Source organism: Thermodesulfovibrio hydrogeniphilus, from assembly GCF_054657355.1.
On the sequence record NZ_BAAHYW010000001.1, the window covers coordinates 1,172,227 to 1,193,125 of the forward strand.

Consider the following 20,899-nt stretch of genomic DNA (forward strand, 5'->3'; position numbering starts at 1 on the left):
ATTTTCAATCTGAGAAAACTGCATCAGTGGCTATATATGTGATAGTAGATAAAATAAGAAAAGGCAGATGGAGCAAACCGATGGCTGTATCTCGTGGGGTATTGTATGAACTTCAACAAATGTTTCAGATGAGATTTGCGCATGAGACACAAAATTCTTGACAACTGTCTCTATAACATCAAAATGCACTGGAAATTTATTCTCGTTCAAACATAAACACAACAATACTTGCTTTTTATCGGGCTTCCCATCCCTTGAGTATCCATATCTTGCAAGCCCCAGAGGTCCTTGACCCTCAAAGTATACTGAGGTAATATCATAAAGCAACAACTTTGTCCCTTGTGCTCCCGTCTTATAAAAATCATCTAACACATTATCCATCTTCTCATACAACTTGTCCATTGCCCTGTATATCTCATTTACATGCATATCCTCTTCCCTTAAATCAAACAGTTCCATAAAACCACTTCTTCGTATCCATCCCACTGATGCATACTTACTCCTTGGCTCTATTATCCTGTTAAGCACTACTGCCAAAAGCAAATCTCTTTACCTTCTTTGGAAAATGCCTTAACCATCCCAGAAACCCTATCTTCATCATAAATCCTAACAGTAACAGTATATGCCCTACTGAAGTTGCATCCTCAAAAAACTTGTCTTTGTCCACTACAACCTTTTTCTCAGGTGACTTAAGCAGTTGCCTTATTTTGGAAATAAGAGGCTCACCTAAGTGAGTGATATTGGCAATTTTTTCATGCCTAACCTTTTTAGTTTTTTTGTCTCTGTAAGCTTTAGATATTTCGTAGGTTTTGTATTTTTTACCTTTTTTTGTTGACCAAGATTCTTTTACGAACATAGTTACCTCCTTTTTTATTTAGCATACAAAAATTAGACAAAAAAGTCAATATTTAAGGGAATAAATAAGCAAAAATAATGAAATTAGGTTAGACTACAAAATTGAATGAAAAAAGATATAACTTATTGAATTATAAAGCTTTTGACATCTTTAAAGGCTGAAAATTGATGAAGTTGGGTTTAACTATAGATTAATCATGTGCATTTTTTTAGAGAATGGGAAATGAAATTTATAACTTCCATATGTTCTTCAATGCCCTTTGATTTTATTTCAATAGGGTTTCCTATGAAAAAGCATATAGGTTTTGTTGCATCAATTTTTCCAAAGTCTTTAAAGATTTTGCCTACTCCCCATGCATCTGTTCTCAGAGCAATTGGCACAACAGGAACCTGTGCTTTTTTTGCAAGCTTTATTCCGAGTGTGTTGAATTTATTATGATCAAAATCAATCTGTCTTGTTGCCTGTGGAAAAACAATAACAGAGATGTTTTCTGTAAGCCTTTTAACTCCTTCTTCTATAACAACTTTGTAATCTTCCTTCGGATTTTTTCTTGTTACAGGAATTGGATTTAATTCAGAAAGAATACTGCCAAAAAAGGGATATTCAAGAAGAGATTTTTTTACTACAAAAGTAACTCTGCTTTTCATTCCAATTACTGCAGGCAATACAAATGTTTCAAGAGTGCTCATATGATTTGCAACAAATACAAATGGAGGCTTGCTATTTTTTAAGTTTTCTATTCCCTTTATTGTAACTTTGCATCCAACATCTCTAAACATATCAAGTATTTTCATTCCGTCAAGAATAAGTTCTTCATAGGTGTATTGCCCTTTTTTTGCCTTTATGCTGCTGAGAATAATTTTCTTTATTATCCTTGAATAGACTTTTAAGCTAATCATTTTACCAATGGGTCTTTTAAACCGGCTTCTTCAAAGCCTTTTAATCTGTAAATGCAACTTGGACATTTGAGGCAGGGCACAGGATTTTCAGGGTCTCCTTGCGGGTCATAACAACTCCATGTGAGAGAATAGTCCAATCCAAGCTCAAAGCCTTTTTTAATTATTTCTGCCTTTGTCATGTAAAGAAGTGGTGCATGTATTTTGAATTTTAGTTTACCTTCAACAGCCACCTTTGTTGCAAGATTTGCCATATTTTCAAAAGCCTGAAGATACTCAGGTCTGCAATCTGGATAACCTGAGTAGTCAACAATGTTTGCTCCAATAAAAATATTCGGACATTCCAAAACTTCAGCCCAAGAGAGGGCAAAGCTGAGGAATATTGTATTTCTCGCTGGAACATATGTCAAGGGAATTCCATGTGCTTCTCCCTTTGGAACAGCTATGTCAGATGTAAGGGCAGAGCCGCCAATTTTTCTTAAGTCAAAGGAGACTATCAAATGCTCCTTTATTCCGAGATGTTTTGCAACTTTTTCGGCACTTATAAGCTCTATTTTATGCCTTTGACTGTAGTCAAAGGAGATAGCATAGCATTCATATCCATCAGCTTTTGCAACTGCAAGGGTTGTTGATGAATCAATTCCTCCGCTAAGAAGAATTACTGCCTTTTTCATTTGTTTTCACCTATCTTTAGTTCCTTTCCCTGAAGCAATCTTTTAATGTTTGGTATGTGCTTTATATAAATAATCGTTGTTATCAAAAATGCGACTATTAACACCTCATCTTGATAGCTGAAAAAATAAACATTCAGAGGAAGTAAAGCAAATGATACCAATGCTCCAAGAGAGGAAATCTTTGAAATTTTAAATGTTAAAATCCATATTATTACCGTAAAAAATCCTACAATTGGAATATAGGCAAATAGGACGCCAATTGATGTTGCTACACCTTTTCCGCCTTTGAACTTGAGGAAAGGAGAAAAACAATGACCCAATATTGCGAAAATTCCTACTAAGCCTATCATAAATATTTCATAGCTGTTTATTGGTGACTGATTTAATATCATTCTAGCAATTATTACAGGAATAAAGCCTTTGGAAATATCTAATAGAAGAGTAATCAAAGCTTCCTTTTTTCCAATAACCCTTAGAACATTTGTTGCACCTATATTGCCACTTCCAACTTTTCTTAAATCAATGCCCTTTGATTTTCCAATAATATATCCCCATGGAATTGCGCCAAAGATAAAGGATAAAATGCATAGCAGTATCATCATTTTAAATTTCTCCAGAAGTTCATGATATATTGTATTCCCGAATAAACAGCTAAAGCAGTTGCGATATAAAGCAAGATTGTTCCAATATCAAACAAGTCTATCCCAAAAATTTCATCTGCTATCAGCAAAAACAGAATTGATAGCATCTGAAGCACTGTTTTTATTTTCCCAGCTGTTTCAGCGGGAATGACTATTCCTCGTGATAGAGCATAAAATCTCATAGTTGTGATTATAAATTCTCTAAGAATAATAACAGTAGCTATCCATGCTGCAACCCTTCCAATGTCAACAAGAATTATAAGGGCTGTTATAACAAGAAGCTTGTCTGCAATTGGGTCTAAAATAATGCCAAGTTTTGTAATTTGCTTGAATTTTCTTGCCAGATATCCATCAAGGAAGTCGGTTAAAGAGGCAATAAAAAACAAAAAAGCACCTACCTGTGGATTAAATGGTGCTTCAAGAATAAAAAGAGGTATAATGAGTATCCTGATTATTGTTAGAGATGTTGGCAGATTAAAGGTTCGTATATTCATCTATAAATTTATTCCACAGCCCCTTTGCTTTTAAAATTATATCACACAATTCTCTGACAGCGCCTTCTCCAGCTTTCTTTTCTGTAACATAGTCAACTTTTCTTTTCACTTCCTCATGGGCATCCTGCGGACAAGCTGAAAAACCAACTCTTTTGAGAATGGAAAGGTCAATTATGTCATCTCCCATTGCAGCAATTTCTTCTTTGTTAAGCGAATACTTTGTAACGATTTCATTAAAAATTTTTAGCTTTTCCCTCGTTCCCTGATGAACTTCAGAGATTCCGAGTTCTTTCATTCTTCTTGATAGAGCATTAGAGCTTCTTCCTGTTATCACAGCTATTTTAACTCCTGCCTTATTTAACATTACAATTCCATGTCCGTCTCTGACATTGAAAACTTTAAATTCGTTTTCCTGATTATCAAGTATTATGTCTCCTGAGGTAAGCACTCCGTCCACATCAAGAATTAAAAGCTTTATTTTTTTTGCTTTTTGAATTATATTCTTATTGGGTTCCTCCTTCGTGTATCTTTCAAGAATCTTTTCTATTATTCCAGTAGTTGATTTTCCCTCAACATATGGAAGGCTGTACACCTCTTTAACTAAATCTGCTCCAACAATATCTTCAACCTTCCAGTCTCCTCCTTTAACAAGAATATCAGGTTGGAGCAGTTTTATTAGGTTGTAAGGAGTTTCCTCGTCAAATATAGTAATGAAATCAACCATTTCAAGGGATGATAAAACCTCAGCTCTGTCCTTTTGAGAATTAATTGGTCTTAAGGGTTTTATTTTTCTTACAGAGCTGTCAGAATTTAGCCCAATCACAAGGATATCACCTAATTTTTTCGCTTCTTTAAGATATTTCACATGTCCAGAATGAATAATGTCAAAACATCCATTGGTAAAAACTATCTTTTTCCCTTGATTTTTAAGTTTTTCTAATTTTCCTTTAAGCTCTTTTTTGCCTAAAATTTTTCTATTCACGCTTACCATCCATTGATAAAAAATTAAATTCTGACACTTTCAAGTGTCATTGCGACTGGTTGCCATGCCTTCGGCTCGCGACAGGCTCCGCGACGAAGCAATCTGGTAAAAAGAAAGTATAGCCTCAGAAATAGAATCTCTCGCAATGTCCATATATCTAACATACGATGACAAAGAGTCAGATTACCACGCCTCACCTTCGCTGAGGCTTGCAATGACGGACAAAAGGTTTTCATAAAAAACCGCTCAATTTATATGATATTCAATATTTTTTCCATCGCTTTTTTTAGTATCTCCTTGTCGCTTTTGTAAGTTAGCTTCTCTAATGCTTCATCCACTGAAAACCATTCTGCAGTGTCTATCTCCCATTGAGGAAATATTTCACCACCTGTGTATTCAACCAAAAAATATTTAACTATTTTAAAGCATTTTTGTCCTTCTAAGACAAACCAGTATGAAACTTCTCCCAATTCATCAACGATTTTCCCTTCAATTCCTGTTTCTTCTTTAATTTCCCTTAAAGCAGTCTCCTCTCCTTTTTCTCCTGATTCCACATGTCCCTTTGGAAAAGCCCATACTGTTTTGTTCTTCGTAGCAATAAGAAGAATCTTTATTTGACCATTTTCAATCTTATATACCACACCACCTGCAGAATAATGCCTTTTCATTTTCCTAATGGCATTCTTGAGGGGTCTAAGAGCCTTAAAATATCGTTGTAAAATGCGAGCATCATTAGGGCTATAAGAAATGCTATTCCTATTTTTTGCGATACAGCAATGAATTTTTCACTTAAGGGCTTTCTTCTTATGCCCTCAATCAAGAAAAACAGAATATGTCCACCATCAAGAACAGGAATTGGTAAGAGATTTAAAATACCCAGATTTATGCTAATTATTGCAGCAAAGCTCAAGAAGCTTACGATGCCTTGTTCAGCAGTTTTTCCTGCTGCTTGAAAGATAAGTATTGGTCCACCTATAACATCAGTTGATACAACTCTTTGGAAGATTTTCACTATTGTAAGATAGGTAAGCTCCACTATTTCAATACATTTCTCTATTGATTTGTTTAAAGCAGTAACAGGATTTTCCCTGTGAATGAAAAACTCTTCAGCTGGCTTTATACCAATTTGCCCGACAAATACTTTTTCTCCGAAAAGATTTTTTGCCTCCTTTTGCTCAGGTGTGATGTTAATTGTTTTAATTTCCCCATTTCTTTCTATTTTAAATTCAAGAGATTTTCCTGGATTTCTCTGTATAAACTGAGCCATGTCAAACCAGTTTCCTATTTTTTCTCCGTTGATTTCAATTATTTTATCCTTTGGCTGTAGTCCAGCTGTATAGGCAGGTGAATTGGGCATTATTTCACCTATCACAGGTTTAAGCACAGGAATACCATAGATATAAACTACCCAAAACAATAAGACTGCTCCAATGATATTGAAAAGAGGTCCTGCGATGACGATGAAAATTTTTTTAGATACTGATTGATGTTTGAAGGACCTTTTTGTGTCTATTACTTCATCACCTACTTCTTCGCCATACATTTTTACATATCCACCCAGAGGAACAGCACTTAAAAGATACTCAGTCTCACCGATTTTTCTTCCTATAATTTTTGGACCAAATCCAATTGAAAATTTGAGTACTCTTACTCTGCTTATTTTTGCAGCTAAAAAATGTCCAAGCTCATGGATGAATATCAAGAATCCAAAAAGTATTATTGCATAAATTAAATTCATTATCCCTCCTCATCAGGTTTTACGAATTTTTTTGTTATTTAAACCTAATTTATAAGATTCTAAAAATTGCTTTGACACTCACACAATCTCGCCTTTTTTTCTTAACCACAAGTCACGAACCACTAATCACCGACCACGCTTTCTCTCTTGCCCATTTGTCTGCCTCAATGACATCATCAATTGATTCAACCGCTTTGACAGAATGAGAGTTCATGACCTTTTTTATCACTTTGTATATATTACTAAATTTTAACCTTCCCGACAAAAAAGCTTCAACAGCAATTTCATCCGCTGCATTTAAAACAGTCGGCATAGTACCGCCGATTTTTACTGCCTCATAGGCAAGTTTTAAGCAGGGAAAAACCTCTGTATCTGGCAATTCAAAGCTTAAATGGCTTGTTGCTGCCCAGTCTATTGGTTTGATTATGTCATGAAGTCTGTCAGGGAAGGATAATGCAAGAGCAATAGGAGCTTTCATATCAGGATTACTCATCTGGGCAAGATATGTTCCATCTACAAATTCAACGAGGGAGTGAATAATGCTTTGAGGATGAATAAGAACTCCTATGTTTTCAACAGGAATATCAAAGAGATGATGGGCTTCAATAACTTCAAATCCCTTGTTCATAAGTGTGGCAGAATCAATGGTGATTCTTTTACCCATCTTCCATTTTGGATGATTTAAAGCTTCCTTTGGTGTTACATTTTCAATTTCTTCCTTTTTCTTTCCCCTGAAAGGTCCGCCAGAAGCAGTAAGCCATATTTTTTTAATATATGACCTATTACAGCCATTAATGCATTGAAAGACTGCACTGTGTTCGCTGTCAACAGGAATTATCTTCGCACCAGATTTTTTTGCCTCCCTTTTAATGATTTCGCCTGCCATTACAAGACTTTCTTTATTGGCAAGTCCTATTGTTTTACCTGCTTTCACTGCTTCAAATGTTGGAACAAGACCTGCTGCTCCGACTATCGCTGAGATAACTATGTCTGCCTCTTTTAGCTTTGCAATTTCTGAGATTCCCTCTTGACCTTGAAGAATTTCTATGTTTTTTATTCGTTTTTTCAATGCTTCACAGGCTTTTTTTTCATGAACAGCCACATATTTTGGCTTGAATTCTCTAATTTGCTCCTCTAAGATTTCTATACTGCTTTTTGCTCCAAGCCCTAAAACTTTAAATTTTTCAGGAAACATTTTTATTACTTCAAGAGCACTTTTTCCAATTGAACCTGTGCTTCCAAGTATTACTACATTTTTCATTTTGCCTCCTAAACCCACTTCATGCCAAAATAAAGTAGCACTCCTGCAAAAAGCATGGCATCTATTTTATCAAGGACTCCTCCATGCTCTGAAAACCATATTCCAGAGTCCTTTACTCCAGCATCCCTTTTAAACATTGATTCAACAAGATCCCCTAATATTGAAATAAAGCCTATTGCAAAACCAATGATTGCAAGCTGAACAAGGGATTTCTCTAAAAGCAGATAACCTAAGAAAAGTGATGTAACAGCACCGCCAATTAATGAACCATAAGCACCTGCCCAAGTTTTTTTAGTACTTACCTCTGGATAAAGCTTTCTTTTCCCAAATCCTTTTCCAATATAGTATGCAAATGAATCTGAAGCCCAGACTACTGCATAAAGATACACAATCCACTGCCATCCCTCAAGCCTTAAAAACCAATGAAAGACAATTAAGGTTGGAATATACATTATGCCAATTATTAATGGAGAGATATCCTGTAAAGCCATAGATGGTTGCTTTTTAGAAAACAGACGAAATAGGGAGATTGCAATAAAACATAAAGAGTAATAGTAAAGGGCAAACTGATAATAAAAGCAATTAAGCAATAAAATGATTACAGCAAAGATTACTCCAATCAAAATAGATGTATTTGAGCATTTATACATTTTTAGAAATTCCCACATTCCGATGGCATTTGCTGCAATTAAAAGAGCAAGAAAATATGATGGTGGAAGTTTAGCAACTATAAACCACAGAATTGGAATAGCAATCAGTGCAATCAGTATTCTTTTTTTATGCCCTTGTAAACTCACTTATTTTGCCAAATCTCCTCTGTCTTTTCTGAAAATCAAGAATAGCTTCTGTAAATTCATCCTCTGTAAAATCTGGCCAAAGAGTGTTTGTAAAATAAAACTCAGAGTAAGCAGCCTGCCATATTAGAAAGTTACTAAGTCTTTGTTCTCCAGAAGTACGGATAATCAAATCTGGCTCTGGTATTCCAGAAGTATCAAGATAAAGATTTATAAGATTTTCATTAATCTCGTTTGCAGGTATTTTTTGTTCAATGATTTTCTTAAGAGCCCTTACTATTTCATCTCTACCACTATAGCTTATTGCAAACTGGGCAATTAATTTTTCACAATGGGCAGTATCTTTTTCTGTTTCCTCTATGACTGATAAAACTTTTTCAGGGATGTATGAACGATTCCCAATCATTTTAAATCTGACACCTTGAGAGAGAAAAATCTCTTTTTCTTTTTTCAAGTGGCTTTCAAGCAATCCCATGATAATTTCAACTTCCTTTTTAGGTCTCTGCCAGTTTTCAATTGAAAATGCGTAAAAAGTTAATGTGGGTATATTTAGTTTTAAAGCTGATTGAATTATTTCTTTTACTTTTTGAACTCCTCTTTTGTGTCCTTCATAACGAGGCAGTCCGCGCATCTGTGCCCATCTACCATTTCCATCCATGATGATTGCAACATGTTTGAGAAGTCTACTCATTTTTAGTATTTTAGGGAGAGAATGTGAAGCTGGGTCTCGAAAGGACTTTCTCCCTGAAGAATCCTTTTTGGGACAAGCCCAAAAGGTGGCTTTACAAGAACATAAAGCCTGTCTGATGAAACTGCGTAATCAAGAATTTCTCCAGACATCTCCTCTGTGATGTCAGTCTGCTCTATTCCTATTCCTGTCCACTGCAGTAACTGAAGTTTTGAGCTACGATAACCTAATGTTGACACATTTACAAGTCCGAGAAGAGGTTTCTTTTCAATAATAATAACTCCGTTGCTGAAGGGCTTTATTTTGCTTTGAACTTTCCACTTTCCAAGACTTAACATTGATATGCCGGTTTGTTTTTCATATTGCAATCCATAACCAAGTGGTTCCTGTGAACGCCAAAGGGGTAAACCTTTTTCATTATAAACTGCAAATGTTCCATCCTCTTCCCATTTGAACATCATGCTGCCGATTAGGTAGAAGTCATATATGTTTGCTTTTACAGGCATCTTAAAGGTTTCTAACTTTTGGTATGAAGACTTTTCTGGCTTGATATACATAATTTCTCCGTCAAATCCAATGGATGGCGAGAATTTTTGAGCTATTAGTTTTCCTTCGTATATTCTAAGAAATACATCATAAATACGAGATATCTCTTCAAATTCATTGGAAGACCATTTTATTACTGAAGAAATCACTCTGTCGTCCTTTTTGAAAGTTATAGTTATCTCGTCTTTTCCGTCTCTGTCAATGTCTCCTGTATCAAACCAAAGAATATCGCCACCAATAGGTATAGAATAGCTACTCTTTAGCTTTAGGTCAACTTCTATTTGATAGAGGCTTATTTCATTGTCAGAGGCTATTAAAAGCTGATTCTGGCTGATGCCATCAAAGTTGCCTGTTGCTATTCTGTTAATGCTTCTTGAAAGTCTGAATGAGAGCAATGTATGACCTTCTGGAACGATTAATGAAGCATATTTTTTTCTTAATTCGCTTAAGGCTGTTGGATTGAGCTCAATCTCAGCTTTTGAAAGAGGCTTTTGGTCTTTTACCCAGTAAAGCTCTTGGGAGATTTTTAATCCCTGCTCTTTTTTGATTGGTTTCAATATCAACAAAACATCGGCATTAACATTTTTAGCGTTTTTAAAGAGTTTTTCGTTTTCATCAACATTTACAGGTGCATCTATTAATTCAAATCTTTCGCTTTCTTTTAATTCTCTGTAATAACCTTCTCCTACTGCCCATTCAGTATTCGTTTGAGCATAAAATATTTTTATCTTTGATTTAGGAATTTTAAAAAGCACTTGATTTTCTTGTATTTTTATATCTCCATCAAGCACAACTGCTTTGGCTGTATTGTTTTCTGCCTCTATAATTTCCGCAGAGCCTATTATTTTTTCTGATTTGCCAATTACCTGTTTCGTAACAGGATGAATTAGAGGAACAGTCTGCTCAAAAAGTATAATTCTTTGTCCTTTTTTTAATCCGTCCTTTAGGCCTTTGTCCAAAGTTAGTTCATTATTGACTTGTTTGACTACTTTTCCGTCAATAACTGGGAAATAGGAGAGAAGGTCGTTTTTAAAGGCTTCAAAATAGAATGAATTAGGACTTGCTTCAGCAATAAAAGATAGACTTAAAACAACAAAAAGGACAACTAAAAGTTGTTTTAAATAATGCATGTTAAAGTTTATACTAAATTAGTGTTTCAAGTCAAAAATTTTTTATCAGTCACCAGCCACTAACCACCAACCATCAATTTATGGTATATTTAAACAAGGATAAAAAATGAGAAAGTGGTTATTAATTTCTTGTGCTTCAGCAGTTTGTATTGTATTGATTGTTTTAGTTGGTTTCATGAATAAAGAGGAATCTCCGAAAATTAAAATTTCAATGGAAGGCTCTATTTTTAAGGAGATAAAATTTATTCAAAAAAAGAATACGGATGTAAAGTTTGAACTTTTCTCACAAGAAGCTATGATAAGTGATGATGGTAAGGTTATTACATTAAGTAATCTTACGATGATCTTTCCTGAAAAGGAGTTTACTGTTAAAGCAAAAAATGGATTTTATTACTCTGAATCGGGTGATATTTTCCTAAAGGATGAAATAGAGGGTATATCAAAGAATTACAAGGTTTATGGAACAGAAGCATACTGGGATGCAAAAAGCAGAACCTTGCATTCAGAGAAGCCCTTAAAGCTCGTGGGCAATAAAATTACTATTGAAGGAAATGAGGGCACAGCAAGTGCTGATTTGATAGAATTAAAAAAGGGGGTAAAGGCAATTGTTCATTCCAAAAAATAGTCTATTAATAATATTGGCAATGTTTTTATGTTTTAGTTTGGTATTTGCAGAACAGAAGGAAACCTCAGAGCCTATAGTAATAACATCCCAGAGCCTTGTCAATGACAGTAAGGCAAAAACAGCAACCTTTGAGGGGAATGTTGTTGCTGTAAGAGGGGATACTACAATGTATGCCAATAAGATGATTGTTTACTATGAAGACGAGCAGAAGGGTGGCAACATAAAAATGATAGAAGTAATAGGCAATGTCAGAGTGGTCAAAGGTAATAGAACAATTACTTCGCATAAGGCTACTTATTATCCAGAGCCTGAAGAAAGAGTTGTTTTTACCGGAGAGCCAAGAGCAACGGAGGGTAAAAATTTAATTACAGGCGAGAAAATTACTTATTTTATGAAAGATGACAGAGCATTGGTTGAAAAAAGCAAGGTTTACCTAAAGGAGAAAAAAACAGAGAAATGAGCCACACTTTACGGATAGAAAAATTAAAGAAAAGTTTTGGGAAAAAGGAAGCTGTTAGGGATGTAAGCTTATCTTTACAAAGCGGAGAAGTAGTAGGGCTTTTGGGACCGAATGGAGCTGGAAAAACAACCACATTTTATATGATGATTGGAGTTATAAAACCTGATGCAGGGAGTATTTTCCTTGACAACAAGGATATAACATCATTACCTGTTTTTCAAAGAGCAAAGCTTGGAATGGGATATTTGCCACAGGAACCTTCAATTTTTCGCAAGCTTACAGTAAGGGATAATTTAAGGGCAGTGCTTGAGATTAAATACGAAAATGACAAAGATGCTTTGTCCAAAATTGATGAAGAGGTCAATCAATTGTTAAAAGAATTCAATCTGTCAGAATTTGCAGATAGGGAAGGCTATAAACTCTCAGGTGGGGAGAGAAGAAGGGCTGAAATTGCAAGAGCAATTGCTTTGAAGCCAATTTTTATGCTCTTTGATGAACCCTTTGCAGGAATAGACCCATTGGCTGTTGTTGAATTAAAAAGAACTATCAAAAATTTGAAAGACAAGGGTATCGGAGTAATAATAACAGACCATAATGTAAGGGAAACTCTCTCAATAACTGACAGGGCTTTTATAATTCACAGTGGAAGGGTATTGGCAGAGGGTTCTCCTGAGCAATTAATTAACAATCCTCAGGTAAGAGAAGCATTTTTAGGAGAGGAGTTTAAACTTTAAATGGCACTTGAACAGAGAACAGATTTAAGATTAACTCAGAAACTTACGCTTACTCCACAACTGCAACTGCAGCTTAAGTTGCTTCAATTTTCTCAACTTGAGCTGAGTGAGTATATTCAGCTTGAATTAATAGAAAATCCTTTTCTTGAGATTGATGAGGAAAACTTAACCGAGCAAGAAATAGAACAAACTCAGGAAAATGATGAGGAACTCCCCATAATTAGCAGGCTTGATAAATTAATAGTTGACGACTACTTTGCTGAAAGGGCTGATGATGGAAGGGATCTTGGATATTTTAATCCAGGGTTTGAGGAAAAGCCCTCCTTTGAGCTTTTCTATTCAACTACTTCTGATTTGTCTGATTATTTAATGTGGCAATTAAGCTTAAGTAAGGCTTCAGATGAAATAAGAGCAGTTGCAGAGGTTGTGATAGGCAATATTGATGAAGACGGTTATCTTAGAGCTTCAGAAGAGGAAATATCCAGCCTTGCTAACTCAGATATTGAAACTGTAAAAAAAGCTATTGCCCTTGTTCAAGAATTTGACCCAACTGGAGTTGGAGCAAGAAATCTTAAGGAGTGTCTTTTGTTACAAATAAAAGCATTAGGTTTAAACGATACAATCGTGCATAGGATTATTGATGAGCATCTTGAGGATATCCAAAAGAAAAAATATGAAAAAATAGCAAAAAAGTTTAATATTCCTCTGCAGGAAGTAATAGAAGCTGTCAAAATAATAGAAAAACTTGAACCAAGACCAGGTAGAAACTTTTCAAATATAATTGTAAAAACTCCTGTGCCAGATGTTTATGTTCAAAAGATTGACGATGAATATCAAATAATTTTGAATGACGAGGGAATTCCCAAATTAAGGCTTAACAAAATTTACAAAGAGCTTATAGAAGCAAAAAATCTCAATGGAGCTGAAAAGGAGTATCTGAAAGAGAAATTCAAAAACGCTGTTGAGCTTTTACGCAGTATTGAACAAAGAAACAAAACAATTTATAGGGTTACAGAGAGCATTGTTAAGTTTCAGAGGGAGTTTTTTGATAAAGGTGTAAGTTTTTTGAAGCCCTTAACTCTAAGAGATGTTGTGAATGAGGTGGGATTACATGAAAGCACAATAAGTAGGGTAACATCCAACAAATATCTTTGTTGTGAACACGGGATGTTTAGCTTTAAATTTTTCTTCAGCAAATCCTTATCATCAGCAGATGGTAATGTTGCAACAACTCATGTTAAAGAAATGATACAACAGATTATTGCCTCAGAAAACCCTGAAAAACCATTGTGCGATAAGGAAATTGCAGAGATATTGAAAAGTCAGGGGATAAACATTGCAAGAAGAACGGTGGCAAAATACAGAGAAGAGCTTAAAATACCGCCAAAGGCTTTAAGAAAAACAAAACAATATTAAGGAGGATGAAAAATGAAAATCACTATCAGAGGAAAAAACATTGAAGTTACTGATGCTTTGAGACAGTATGTTGAAAAGAGGTTAAAGAAGTTTGAAAAATTTTTAAGTGAATTGAGTGAAATCATTGTTACTGTTGGTATTGAAAAGTTTACGCATAAGATAGATGTTCTTTTAAAGGTTAATGGACATTTGATTCAAGCAGAAGGAAAAACAGAAGACCTCTATTCAGCTGTTGATCAGGTAGTTGAGAAACTTGAAAAGCAGATTCTTAAGTACAAAGAAAAGGTTCAGGATAAAAATAAAAAAGCTGCTAACAAGAGTTATGGCTCTGAGGCAGGTGTTGAGGCAGCAAAAAGAATCGTCAAATACAAAAAATTTGAATTAAGACCTATGACTCCTGAAGAGGCAGTGGATCAAATGGAGCTTCTGGATAAGGACTTCTTCATGTTTGTTAACTCCTTCTCAGGTGATGTCAATGTAGTTTACAGAAGAAAAGATGGCAATTATGGTTTGATTGAGCCGGCAAAATAAATCAGCATAATACCTTGAAAGAAAAACCTAAAATAGTAATAGTAACGGGACTTTCTGGAGCAGGGAAGACTGTAACTTTGCGAACCCTTGAAGATATGGGTTTTTTCTGCATAGACAACCTACCGCCTCCTGCGGTGCCAGAATTTCTTGAAATTTTAAACAAGCATGGAGACTTTGAAAAAATAGCAATCGCAGTAGATATCAGGGCTTACAAGTTTCTTAAGACAGCTGTTACTATTATTGAGAAAATAAAAGAAGATTATATTACTGAGGTTTTATTTCTTGAAGCCGATGATGAAACTATTTTAAGAAGATACAAAGAAACGAGAAGACCTCATCCTCTTTATTCACTTTATGAAAATCTTCAGGATGCGATTAAAGAGGAGAGAAAATCTCTGTCTTCAATCAGAAGTTTTTCAGACAGGATAGTGGATACATCAAATTTTAATCCCCACGAATTAAAATTTTATATTTCTTCAATCTTTGGAGGGCAGATAAAACAGCCGACTATAACAATTATCTCCTTTGGCTTTAAAAAAGGAATTCCTTCAAATGCTGACCTTGTCTTTGATGCAAGATTTCTTCCAAATCCTTATTTTATCCCGTCTTTGTCACCGCTAACAGGCAAGGAAGAGCCAGTTAAAGATTTTGTATTGAAGCAAAAGGAAACAAAGGAGTTTTTGGATCATGTTTTTGGTTTTTTAAAATTCGCATTAGAGGGGTACAAGAGGGAAGGAAGGGCATACATCACAATCGCAATTGGATGCACAGGTGGGAAGCACAGGTCAGTGGTTTTAGCAGAGGAAATAGCAAATTTTATAAAGGGATTATCGCTTAATCCAATATTGATTCACAGAGATTTATAAGCAATTTTTAATGGAGTTATAAAAATTTAAAATTGAATTTTTCTTGACAAAAAAAGCTGTATATGGTATCTTTTCATGCAGTTGTTTTAATTGCAGTAAAAAAATCTAACAGAAAGAAGGTGGGCTATGTTAGAGTTTAACAATTGGTTTTTTGTTTTAATGGTTCAATTCTTCATTTTAATGTTTATCCTTAATGCTATCCTCTTCAAACCAATGATGGAGCTTTTCAGGCAGAGAGAGCAGATGACCAAGGGTGCAATGGAAGAAGCTCAAGCTATGATTGAGAAAAAGGAAAAGGCTCTTGCTCAGATGAATGCAGATTTGGCAAATGCAAAGGCTCAGGCAAAGCAAATCATTGATGCTCTTAGGGAAGAAGCTCTCAATTACCAGAAAGAAGTTTTATCAGCTACTGAAAAGGAAGCTGTTCAGATGATTGAAAAGGCAAGGGCAGAAATTAAATCTGAGACAGAGAAGGTAAGAGCAGCCTTAAGACAAGAGGTAGAAAGACTGTCTGAAGAGATTGTCAATAAACTCGTAAAGGCATAATGGAGGTTATATGAAAAGGTTGATTATTACAATTTTAGCAATTCTTGCAGTTTCCGCAGTTTCATCATTCGCAGCTGAGGGTGGTGAACACGCCGGAGGAGATTTAAAAGATTGGGCTTTTAAAACAATTAACTTTGCTATATTGGTTTTTATCCTTGTTAAATTTCTTGGAAAGCCAATTAAAAATTATCTTGCCCAAAGAAAAGAGTTGATTGAGAAGAGCATTAAAGAATCTCAAGAAGCAAAAGAGCTTGCTCAAAAGGCACTTCAAGAGGTAGAAGAGAGGCTTAAATTAAAGGATAAAGAGGTTGAGGATATAATAAGCTCTGCGAAAAACATTGGAGAGCAGGAAAAACAGAGGATAATTCAGGAAACAGAAAGCATGAAGCAGAAAATATTAGAGCAGGCAAAGACAAATATAGAATTTGAAGTGAAGATGGCAAAGGATGCTCTTAGGGTTGAGGCTGCTGAGCTTGCAGTTCAATTGAGCGAGCAGAAATTAAAAGAGAAAATTACTCCTGAGGAGCAGGAAAAGCTTCTTCAGGAAGCAATAAAAATAATAGAGGGGCGGAAAAATTGAGAAAGGTAAGAGGAGCTAAGGCAAAAAAGTATGCAAAACAATTTTTAAGCCTGGTAAATCTTGACCAGGTTCCAGAAATTGTAGTAAAGCTTGAAACAATCTCAATTCTCATGCAGAAAGAAAGGCAATTTAGAAACATGCTTACATCTCCTTCATTCAAGGATGAGGAGAGGGTAGGCGTTATTGCCTATCTTTGCGAAAAATTTGGACTTCCTGAGGAAGTGAAAAAATTCTTAAGCTTCCTTAGTGTTGAAGGTGTATTAGTTGGTCTGGGAGAAATTGTTAGGTATATTAATGCCCTTTATCTGGAAGCAAAGAAAAAGGTTAAGGGTGTCGTCACTTCTGCAGTAGCGCTTCCTGATAGCATGAAGCAAAAGATAGTAGAGACTCTCAAAGCAATTACAGGAAGAGAAGTTGAATTGCAATATGAGACTGATCCATCATTGATAGGTGGAATTAGGGTTAAGGTTGGAAGCACAATGTATGATTTAAGCATAAAAGGCCAGTTGGGTCTTTTAAGAGATAAGCTTATAAAGGGGTGAGAAACTATGGAACTTAAGATGGAAGAAATTAGTGAGTACCTTAAGAAGCAGATTGCAGACTTTGAGAAAAAGGCTGATGTCAGCGAGGTAGGAATTGTTACATCAGTTGGTGACGGAGTTGCAAGAATTTATGGATTGGACAATTGTATGGCATCAGAGATGCTTGAGCTCCCAAATGGTGTTTATGGAATGGCTCTTAACCTTGAAGAGGACAATGTCGGTGCAATCCTCTTCGGTGATGACAGACTTGTAAAAGAGGGTGATATTGTTAAGAGAACAGGCAGGGTTATGGAAACACCTGTTGGCGAGGAGCTCATTGGTAGAGTAGTTAATGCCATCGGTATGCCAATTGATGGCAAAGGACCAATCAATGCGAAAAACTTCAGAAAAGTTGATGTTATTGCACCGGGAATTATTAAACGTCAACCAGTTAAAGAGCCTCTCCAGACAGGAATTAAAGCAGTTGATGCAATGATTCCAATAGGTAGAGGACAGAGAGAGCTCATCATTGGCGACCGTCAGACAGGAAAAACAGCTATCTTGCTTGACACAATAATTAACCAAAAGGGTCAGAATTGTATTTGTATATACGTTGCATGCGGACAGAGAAGGCAGAGTGTAGTTCAAGTTGTTGAGACATTGAGAAAATACGGTGCTATGGACTATACAATAGTTGTTGCAGCAACAGCTTCTGAGCCTGCATCCATGCAGTATCTTGCACCATATGTTGGCTGTGCAATGGGTGAATACTTCAGAGACAAAGGTATGCATGCACTTGTTTGCTATGACGACTTAACAAAACAAGCTTATGCATATAGACAAGTTTCCTTGATTTTGAGACGTCCTCCAGGAAGAGAAGCATACCCAGGCGATGTCTTCTATCTACACTCAAGATTGCTTGAAAGAGCAGCAAAACTTTCTGATGCAGAAGGCGGTGGTTCTCTTACAGCATTACCAGTTATTGAAACACAGGCAGGTGACGTCTCAGGTTATATTCCAACAAACGTCATCTCAATTACAGACGGACAGATATACCTTGAGCCAGAGCTTTTCTATGCTGGTGTTCGTCCAGCTATTAATGTCGGTCTTTCAGTCAGCCGTGTCGGTGGTGCAGCCCAGATTAAGGCAATGAAGCAGGTTGCAGGAATGTTAAGACTTGACCTTGCACAGTACAGAGAGCTTGCTGCATTTGCTCAGTTTGCAGCAGATTTGGATAAAGCTACAAGAGCATTGCTTGAAAGAGGACAGAGAATGGTTGAGCTCCTCAAACAGGATCAATATGAACCAATGCCTGTTGAGGATCAGGTAATGCTTATATTTGCTGGTACTCAGGGACATCTTGATGAGTATCCATTATCAGCAATTAAGCCATTTGAAAAGGGCTTCTTAAGCTTCATCAGAAGCCAGAAGGAAGACCTGAGAAAAGAAATAAGGGAGAAGAAAGAGCTTGATGATACCCTTAAACAGAAGATAACCGATGCTATATTAGAATTTAAAAAGACATTCCAGCCTTAATTAATAAAAATTCCAAGGTAGGAGCTGTTAAATGCCATCATTAAGAGATATAAGAAAGAAGATAAAGGCAATACAGGGAACAAAAAAGATCACCTCTGCCATGAAAATGGTGGCAGCGGCTAAACTTCGCAAAGTTCAAGACAGTATGCTAAGGTACAGACCCTACGCAACAAAGATGCAGCAGGTTCTTGCAGATCTTGCAGGAGCTGCAGAAATGAGGGGTGATGTACCTCCAATACTGTTAAGAAGACCAATTAAAACTGTAGAAATTCTTGTCATCACCTCTGACAAGGGGCTTTGTGGTGCCTTTAATACAAATTTATTAAGGGCAGCCCATAAAGAAATAAACAGACTCAAAGAGCAAGGACTAAATATTGTCCTTTCTGTAGTTGGAAGGAAGGCAAGAGATTACTTTAAGAGAAGAGACTTTGCCCTTAAAAATGTTTGGACTGGAATTTCTGGAAAGCTTCAGTATTCCCATGCCCAGATGATTACTCAAGAACTCATAAATGATTATGTGTCAGAGGCTGTTGATGAAGTGGTTGTTATTTTTAATGAATTCAAGTCAGTTATAGCTCAAAGAGTTGTGATTAACAAATTACTACCAATTGGAAAAATAGATGCAGAGCCTTCTGAGCAGCCTGCATTTATTCCGTTCACATACGAGCCAAGAGCTCCAGAGCTCTTTGAAATGCTGCTTCCAATATACATTGAAATTCAGATTTACAGAGCCCTTTTAGAATCCCAAGCAGCAGAGGAAGCAGCAAGAATGACAGCTATGGATAATGCTACCAAGAACTGCGAAGAGTTGATTAGAAAGACAACATTGATTGCTAATAAGGTAAGACAAGCATCTATTACAACTGAGTTGATGGATATTGTCGGCGGCGTTGAGGCTTTAAAACAGAGTGAAGGGTAATTTTAATAAAGAATAAAGGAGGTTTTAACTTATGAACGTTGGTAAAATAGTACAGGTTATCGGAACAGTCGTTGACTGTGAGTTTGAAGAAAAGCTGCCAGAGGTTCTGAATGCGTTAAGAATAGATGAACCTGGCGATCCAGCTAAAGGAATTCCAGAGATTCACCTTACTCTTGAAGTTGCCATGCATCTTGGAGAAAAAAGAGTAAGAACAATTGCAATGGGTTCAACAGATGGTTTAGTTAGAGGAATGAAGGTTGTTGACACTGGAGCACCAATTTCAATTCCAGTTGGTAAACCTGTTCTTGGCAGGATTATTAATGTCTTAGGCGAGCCTGTTGATGAACAGGGACCAATTCAGGCACAAGAAAAATATCCTATACATAGAACAGCTCCCGAGTTTACAGACCAGTCTCCAACAACACAACAGTTTGAGACAGGTGTTAAAGTCTTTGACCTTCTTGTTCCATTTGTCAGAGGCGGTAAAATGGGAATGTTCGGTGGTGCAGGAGTTGGAAAGACAGTTATTATTATGGAGATGATTCACAATATTGCAATGAAGCATGGTGGAGTTTCGGTCTTTGCAGGAGTTGGAGAAAGAACCCGTGAAGGAAATGACTTATATCTTGAGATGAAGCATTCTGGAGTTTTACCCCAGGTTGCGCTTGTTTACGGACAGATGAACGAGCCACCTGGAGTTAGAGCAAGAGTAGCTCTTTCAGCATTGACAGTTGCCGAGTACTTCAGAGATCAGGGACAGGATGTTCTTATCTTTATTGATAACATATTCAGATATACACTTGCTGGTTCTGAGGTTTCCGCACTTCTTGGAAGAATGCCTTCCGCAGTCGGTTATCAGCCAACACTTTCAACAGAGATGGGTGCTTTGCAGGAAAGAATTACAACAACTGCCAAAGGCTCCATTACATCCATGCAGGCAATTTATGTTCCTGCAGACGACTTGACAGACCCTGCAGTTGCAGCAGTTTTTGCTCACCTTGATGGAACTGTCGTTCTCTCCCGTCAGATTGCAGAGCTTGGAATCTATCCTGCAGTTGACCCTCTTGACTCAACAAGCCGAATCCTTGATCCAAGAATAATTGGAGATGAGCACTATCAGGTTGCCCGTGGAGTTCAGGCAGTTCTCCAGAGATACAAAGAATTGCAGGATATCATTGCAATTCTTGGTATAGAGGAACTTTCTGAAGATGATAAATTAACAGTTGCAAGGGCAAGAAAACTTCAGAGATTCCTTAGCCAGCCATTCCATGTTGCAGAAACATTTACAGGAACTCCAGGTAAATATGTCAAGCTTGATGAGACAATTAAGGGCTTTAAGGCAATCCTTGATGGTAAATATGACGACCTGCCAGAGCAGGCATTTTACATGGTTGGACCAATAGAAGAGGTGGAGGAGAAGGCTAAGAAGCTTGGCTATACAAGACAGGTCTAATTAAAGGAGTGA

The 20,899-nt window shown here is 36.4% G+C and carries 25 protein-coding genes; 12 read left to right on the forward strand and 13 right to left on the reverse strand.

All coding sequences use genetic code 11. From position 1 onward, the window contains the following. Window positions 1–30: 30 nt before the first annotated feature. From ACYQ3P_RS05860 to ACYQ3P_RS05920, 13 genes are all read right to left on the reverse strand, one after another. Entirely contained in the window at window positions 31–537 is a 507-nt protein-coding gene (locus ACYQ3P_RS05860; protein ID WP_460177006.1) for a hypothetical protein, read from the reverse strand. Next, window positions 521–856: a hypothetical protein gene (locus tag ACYQ3P_RS05865; RefSeq protein ID WP_460177007.1), complete on the reverse strand. Its 336-nt coding sequence runs from the start codon at window positions 854–856 to the stop codon at window positions 521–523. Before ACYQ3P_RS05865 ends, ACYQ3P_RS05860 begins: the two co-directional genes overlap by 17 nt. 194 nt (window positions 857–1,050) lie before the next feature. Beyond that, the gene (locus ACYQ3P_RS05870; protein ID WP_460177008.1) at window positions 1,051–1,755 is read right to left on the reverse strand and encodes a lysophospholipid acyltransferase family protein; all 705 of its coding nucleotides are present in this window, start codon (window positions 1,753–1,755) and stop codon (window positions 1,051–1,053) included. Beyond that, on the reverse strand, window positions 1,752–2,426 hold the full coding sequence (queC, locus tag ACYQ3P_RS05875; RefSeq protein WP_460177009.1) for a 7-cyano-7-deazaguanine synthase QueC: 675 nt from the start codon (window positions 2,424–2,426) through the stop codon (window positions 1,752–1,754). Before queC ends, ACYQ3P_RS05870 begins: the two co-directional genes overlap by 4 nt. Then, entirely contained in the window at window positions 2,423–3,028 is a 606-nt protein-coding gene (plsY, locus tag ACYQ3P_RS05880) for a glycerol-3-phosphate 1-O-acyltransferase PlsY (RefSeq protein WP_460177010.1), read from the reverse strand. The genes queC and plsY overlap by 4 nt, the downstream gene beginning before the upstream one ends. Continuing rightward, entirely contained in the window at window positions 3,025–3,561 is a 537-nt protein-coding gene (gene pgsA, locus ACYQ3P_RS05885; protein ID WP_460177011.1) for a CDP-diacylglycerol--glycerol-3-phosphate 3-phosphatidyltransferase, read from the reverse strand. Before pgsA ends, plsY begins: the two co-directional genes overlap by 4 nt. Next, window positions 3,542–4,543 carry a D-glycero-beta-D-manno-heptose 1-phosphate adenylyltransferase gene (gene rfaE2 / locus ACYQ3P_RS05890; protein WP_460177012.1) on the reverse strand — a complete coding sequence of 334 codons (1,002 nt, stop codon included), beginning with the start codon at window positions 4,541–4,543 and terminating at the stop codon, window positions 3,542–3,544. The genes pgsA and rfaE2 overlap by 20 nt, the downstream gene beginning before the upstream one ends. Window positions 4,544–4,794: 251 nt before the next feature. Further along, window positions 4,795–5,211, reverse strand: coding sequence for an NUDIX hydrolase (locus ACYQ3P_RS05895; protein WP_460177013.1), 417 nt, complete (start codon window positions 5,209–5,211; stop codon window positions 4,795–4,797). Then, window positions 5,208–6,281, reverse strand: coding sequence for an RIP metalloprotease RseP (gene rseP, locus ACYQ3P_RS05900; protein WP_460177014.1), 1,074 nt, complete (start codon window positions 6,279–6,281; stop codon window positions 5,208–5,210). The genes ACYQ3P_RS05895 and rseP overlap by 4 nt, the downstream gene beginning before the upstream one ends. Window positions 6,282–6,393: 112 nt before the next feature. Continuing rightward, window positions 6,394–7,542, reverse strand: coding sequence for a 1-deoxy-D-xylulose-5-phosphate reductoisomerase (locus ACYQ3P_RS05905; RefSeq protein WP_460177015.1), 1,149 nt, complete (start codon window positions 7,540–7,542; stop codon window positions 6,394–6,396). Between the two features lie 8 nt (window positions 7,543–7,550). Further along, window positions 7,551–8,339, reverse strand: coding sequence for a phosphatidate cytidylyltransferase (locus ACYQ3P_RS05910; protein WP_460177016.1), 789 nt, complete (start codon window positions 8,337–8,339; stop codon window positions 7,551–7,553). Then, entirely contained in the window at window positions 8,320–9,027 is a 708-nt protein-coding gene (gene uppS / locus ACYQ3P_RS05915; RefSeq protein ID WP_460177017.1) for an undecaprenyl pyrophosphate synthase, read from the reverse strand. The genes ACYQ3P_RS05910 and uppS overlap by 20 nt, the downstream gene beginning before the upstream one ends. A gap of 2 nt (window positions 9,028–9,029) precedes the next feature. Next, on the reverse strand, window positions 9,030–10,700 hold the full coding sequence (locus tag ACYQ3P_RS05920) for an FG-GAP repeat domain-containing protein (RefSeq protein WP_460177018.1): 1,671 nt from the start codon (window positions 10,698–10,700) through the stop codon (window positions 9,030–9,032). 106 nt (window positions 10,701–10,806) lie between these two features. Here ACYQ3P_RS05920 and lptC point away from each other — a divergent pair, with 106 nt between their 5' ends. The 12 genes from lptC to atpD all read left to right on the forward strand — a co-directional run bounded on the left by lptC (window position 10,807) and on the right by atpD (window position 20,887). After that, window positions 10,807–11,325, forward strand: coding sequence for an LPS export ABC transporter periplasmic protein LptC (lptC, locus tag ACYQ3P_RS05925; protein WP_460177019.1), 519 nt, complete (start codon window positions 10,807–10,809; stop codon window positions 11,323–11,325). Continuing rightward, a complete protein-coding gene (gene lptA, locus ACYQ3P_RS05930; protein WP_460177020.1) occupies window positions 11,306–11,785 on the forward strand; it encodes a lipopolysaccharide transport periplasmic protein LptA in 480 nt (159 codons plus the stop codon). Before lptC ends, lptA begins: the two co-directional genes overlap by 20 nt. Beyond that, window positions 11,782–12,519 (forward strand): LPS export ABC transporter ATP-binding protein, encoded by a 738-nt coding sequence (gene lptB, locus ACYQ3P_RS05935; RefSeq protein WP_460177021.1) that lies wholly within the window; start codon window positions 11,782–11,784, stop codon window positions 12,517–12,519. The genes lptA and lptB overlap by 4 nt, the downstream gene beginning before the upstream one ends. After that, window positions 12,520–13,935 (forward strand): RNA polymerase factor sigma-54, encoded by a 1,416-nt coding sequence (gene rpoN, locus ACYQ3P_RS05940; protein WP_460177022.1) that lies wholly within the window; start codon window positions 12,520–12,522, stop codon window positions 13,933–13,935. Window positions 13,936–13,947: 12 nt separating this feature from the next. Further along, window positions 13,948–14,466 (forward strand): ribosome hibernation-promoting factor, HPF/YfiA family, encoded by a 519-nt coding sequence (gene hpf / locus ACYQ3P_RS05945; protein WP_460177023.1) that lies wholly within the window; start codon window positions 13,948–13,950, stop codon window positions 14,464–14,466. Between the two features lie 14 nt (window positions 14,467–14,480). Further along, window positions 14,481–15,332, forward strand: coding sequence for an RNase adapter RapZ (rapZ, locus tag ACYQ3P_RS05950; protein WP_460177024.1), 852 nt, complete (start codon window positions 14,481–14,483; stop codon window positions 15,330–15,332). A 126-nt stretch (window positions 15,333–15,458) separates the two neighbouring features. Next, a complete protein-coding gene (locus ACYQ3P_RS05955) occupies window positions 15,459–15,878 on the forward strand; it encodes a F0F1 ATP synthase subunit B (protein ID WP_460177025.1) in 420 nt (139 codons plus the stop codon). Window positions 15,879–15,888: 10 nt separating this feature from the next. After that, window positions 15,889–16,458 carry a F0F1 ATP synthase subunit B gene (gene atpF, locus ACYQ3P_RS05960; protein ID WP_460177026.1) on the forward strand — a complete coding sequence of 190 codons (570 nt, stop codon included), beginning with the start codon at window positions 15,889–15,891 and terminating at the stop codon, window positions 16,456–16,458. Next, a complete protein-coding gene (gene atpH / locus ACYQ3P_RS05965; RefSeq protein ID WP_460177027.1) occupies window positions 16,455–17,000 on the forward strand; it encodes an ATP synthase F1 subunit delta in 546 nt (181 codons plus the stop codon). The genes atpF and atpH overlap by 4 nt, the downstream gene beginning before the upstream one ends. Window positions 17,001–17,006: 6 nt before the next feature. Further along, a complete protein-coding gene (gene atpA / locus ACYQ3P_RS05970; RefSeq protein WP_460177028.1) occupies window positions 17,007–18,515 on the forward strand; it encodes a F0F1 ATP synthase subunit alpha in 1,509 nt (502 codons plus the stop codon). Window positions 18,516–18,546: 31 nt separating this feature from the next. Further along, window positions 18,547–19,434, forward strand: coding sequence for an ATP synthase F1 subunit gamma (gene atpG / locus ACYQ3P_RS05975; protein ID WP_460177029.1), 888 nt, complete (start codon window positions 18,547–18,549; stop codon window positions 19,432–19,434). A gap of 31 nt (window positions 19,435–19,465) precedes the next feature. Further along, window positions 19,466–20,887 carry a F0F1 ATP synthase subunit beta gene (gene atpD, locus ACYQ3P_RS05980; protein ID WP_460177030.1) on the forward strand — a complete coding sequence of 474 codons (1,422 nt, stop codon included), beginning with the start codon at window positions 19,466–19,468 and terminating at the stop codon, window positions 20,885–20,887. Window positions 20,888–20,899: the final 12 nt, after the last annotated feature.

What these genes read in the sequence shown, in the direction of transcription:
- ACYQ3P_RS05905 (WP_460177015.1), bottom strand. Translation starts at nt 7,542, where the DNA reads ATGAAAAATGTAGTAATACTTGGAAGCACAGGTTCAATTGGAAAAAGT.
- rseP (WP_460177014.1), bottom strand. Translation starts at nt 6,281, where the DNA reads ATGAATTTAATTTATGCAATAATACTTTTTGGATTCTTGATATTCATC.
- queC (WP_460177009.1), bottom strand. Translation starts at nt 2,426, where the DNA reads ATGAAAAAGGCAGTAATTCTTCTTAGCGGAGGAATTGATTCATCAACA.
- ACYQ3P_RS05865 (WP_460177007.1), bottom strand. Translation starts at nt 856, where the DNA reads ATGTTCGTAAAAGAATCTTGGTCAACAAAAAAAGGTAAAAAATACAAA.
- ACYQ3P_RS05895 (WP_460177013.1), bottom strand. Translation starts at nt 5,211, where the DNA reads ATGAAAAGGCATTATTCTGCAGGTGGTGTGGTATATAAGATTGAAAAT.
- atpG (WP_460177029.1), top strand. Translation starts at nt 18,547, where the DNA reads ATGCCATCATTAAGAGATATAAGAAAGAAGATAAAGGCAATACAGGGA.
- ACYQ3P_RS05955 (WP_460177025.1), top strand. Translation starts at nt 15,459, where the DNA reads ATGTTAGAGTTTAACAATTGGTTTTTTGTTTTAATGGTTCAATTCTTC.
- ACYQ3P_RS05920 (WP_460177018.1), bottom strand. Translation starts at nt 10,700, where the DNA reads ATGCATTATTTAAAACAACTTTTAGTTGTCCTTTTTGTTGTTTTAAGT.
- atpA (WP_460177028.1), top strand. Translation starts at nt 17,007, where the DNA reads ATGGAACTTAAGATGGAAGAAATTAGTGAGTACCTTAAGAAGCAGATT.
- lptB (WP_460177021.1), top strand. Translation starts at nt 11,782, where the DNA reads ATGAGCCACACTTTACGGATAGAAAAATTAAAGAAAAGTTTTGGGAAA.
- atpD (WP_460177030.1), top strand. Translation starts at nt 19,466, where the DNA reads ATGAACGTTGGTAAAATAGTACAGGTTATCGGAACAGTCGTTGACTGT.
- plsY (WP_460177010.1), bottom strand. Translation starts at nt 3,028, where the DNA reads ATGATGATACTGCTATGCATTTTATCCTTTATCTTTGGCGCAATTCCA.
- rpoN (WP_460177022.1), top strand. Translation starts at nt 12,520, where the DNA reads ATGGCACTTGAACAGAGAACAGATTTAAGATTAACTCAGAAACTTACG.
- ACYQ3P_RS05870 (WP_460177008.1), bottom strand. Translation starts at nt 1,755, where the DNA reads ATGATTAGCTTAAAAGTCTATTCAAGGATAATAAAGAAAATTATTCTC.
- lptC (WP_460177019.1), top strand. Translation starts at nt 10,807, where the DNA reads ATGAGAAAGTGGTTATTAATTTCTTGTGCTTCAGCAGTTTGTATTGTA.
- atpF (WP_460177026.1), top strand. Translation starts at nt 15,889, where the DNA reads ATGAAAAGGTTGATTATTACAATTTTAGCAATTCTTGCAGTTTCCGCA.
- pgsA (WP_460177011.1), bottom strand. Translation starts at nt 3,561, where the DNA reads ATGAATATACGAACCTTTAATCTGCCAACATCTCTAACAATAATCAGG.
- uppS (WP_460177017.1), bottom strand. Translation starts at nt 9,027, where the DNA reads ATGAGTAGACTTCTCAAACATGTTGCAATCATCATGGATGGAAATGGT.
- hpf (WP_460177023.1), top strand. Translation starts at nt 13,948, where the DNA reads ATGAAAATCACTATCAGAGGAAAAAACATTGAAGTTACTGATGCTTTG.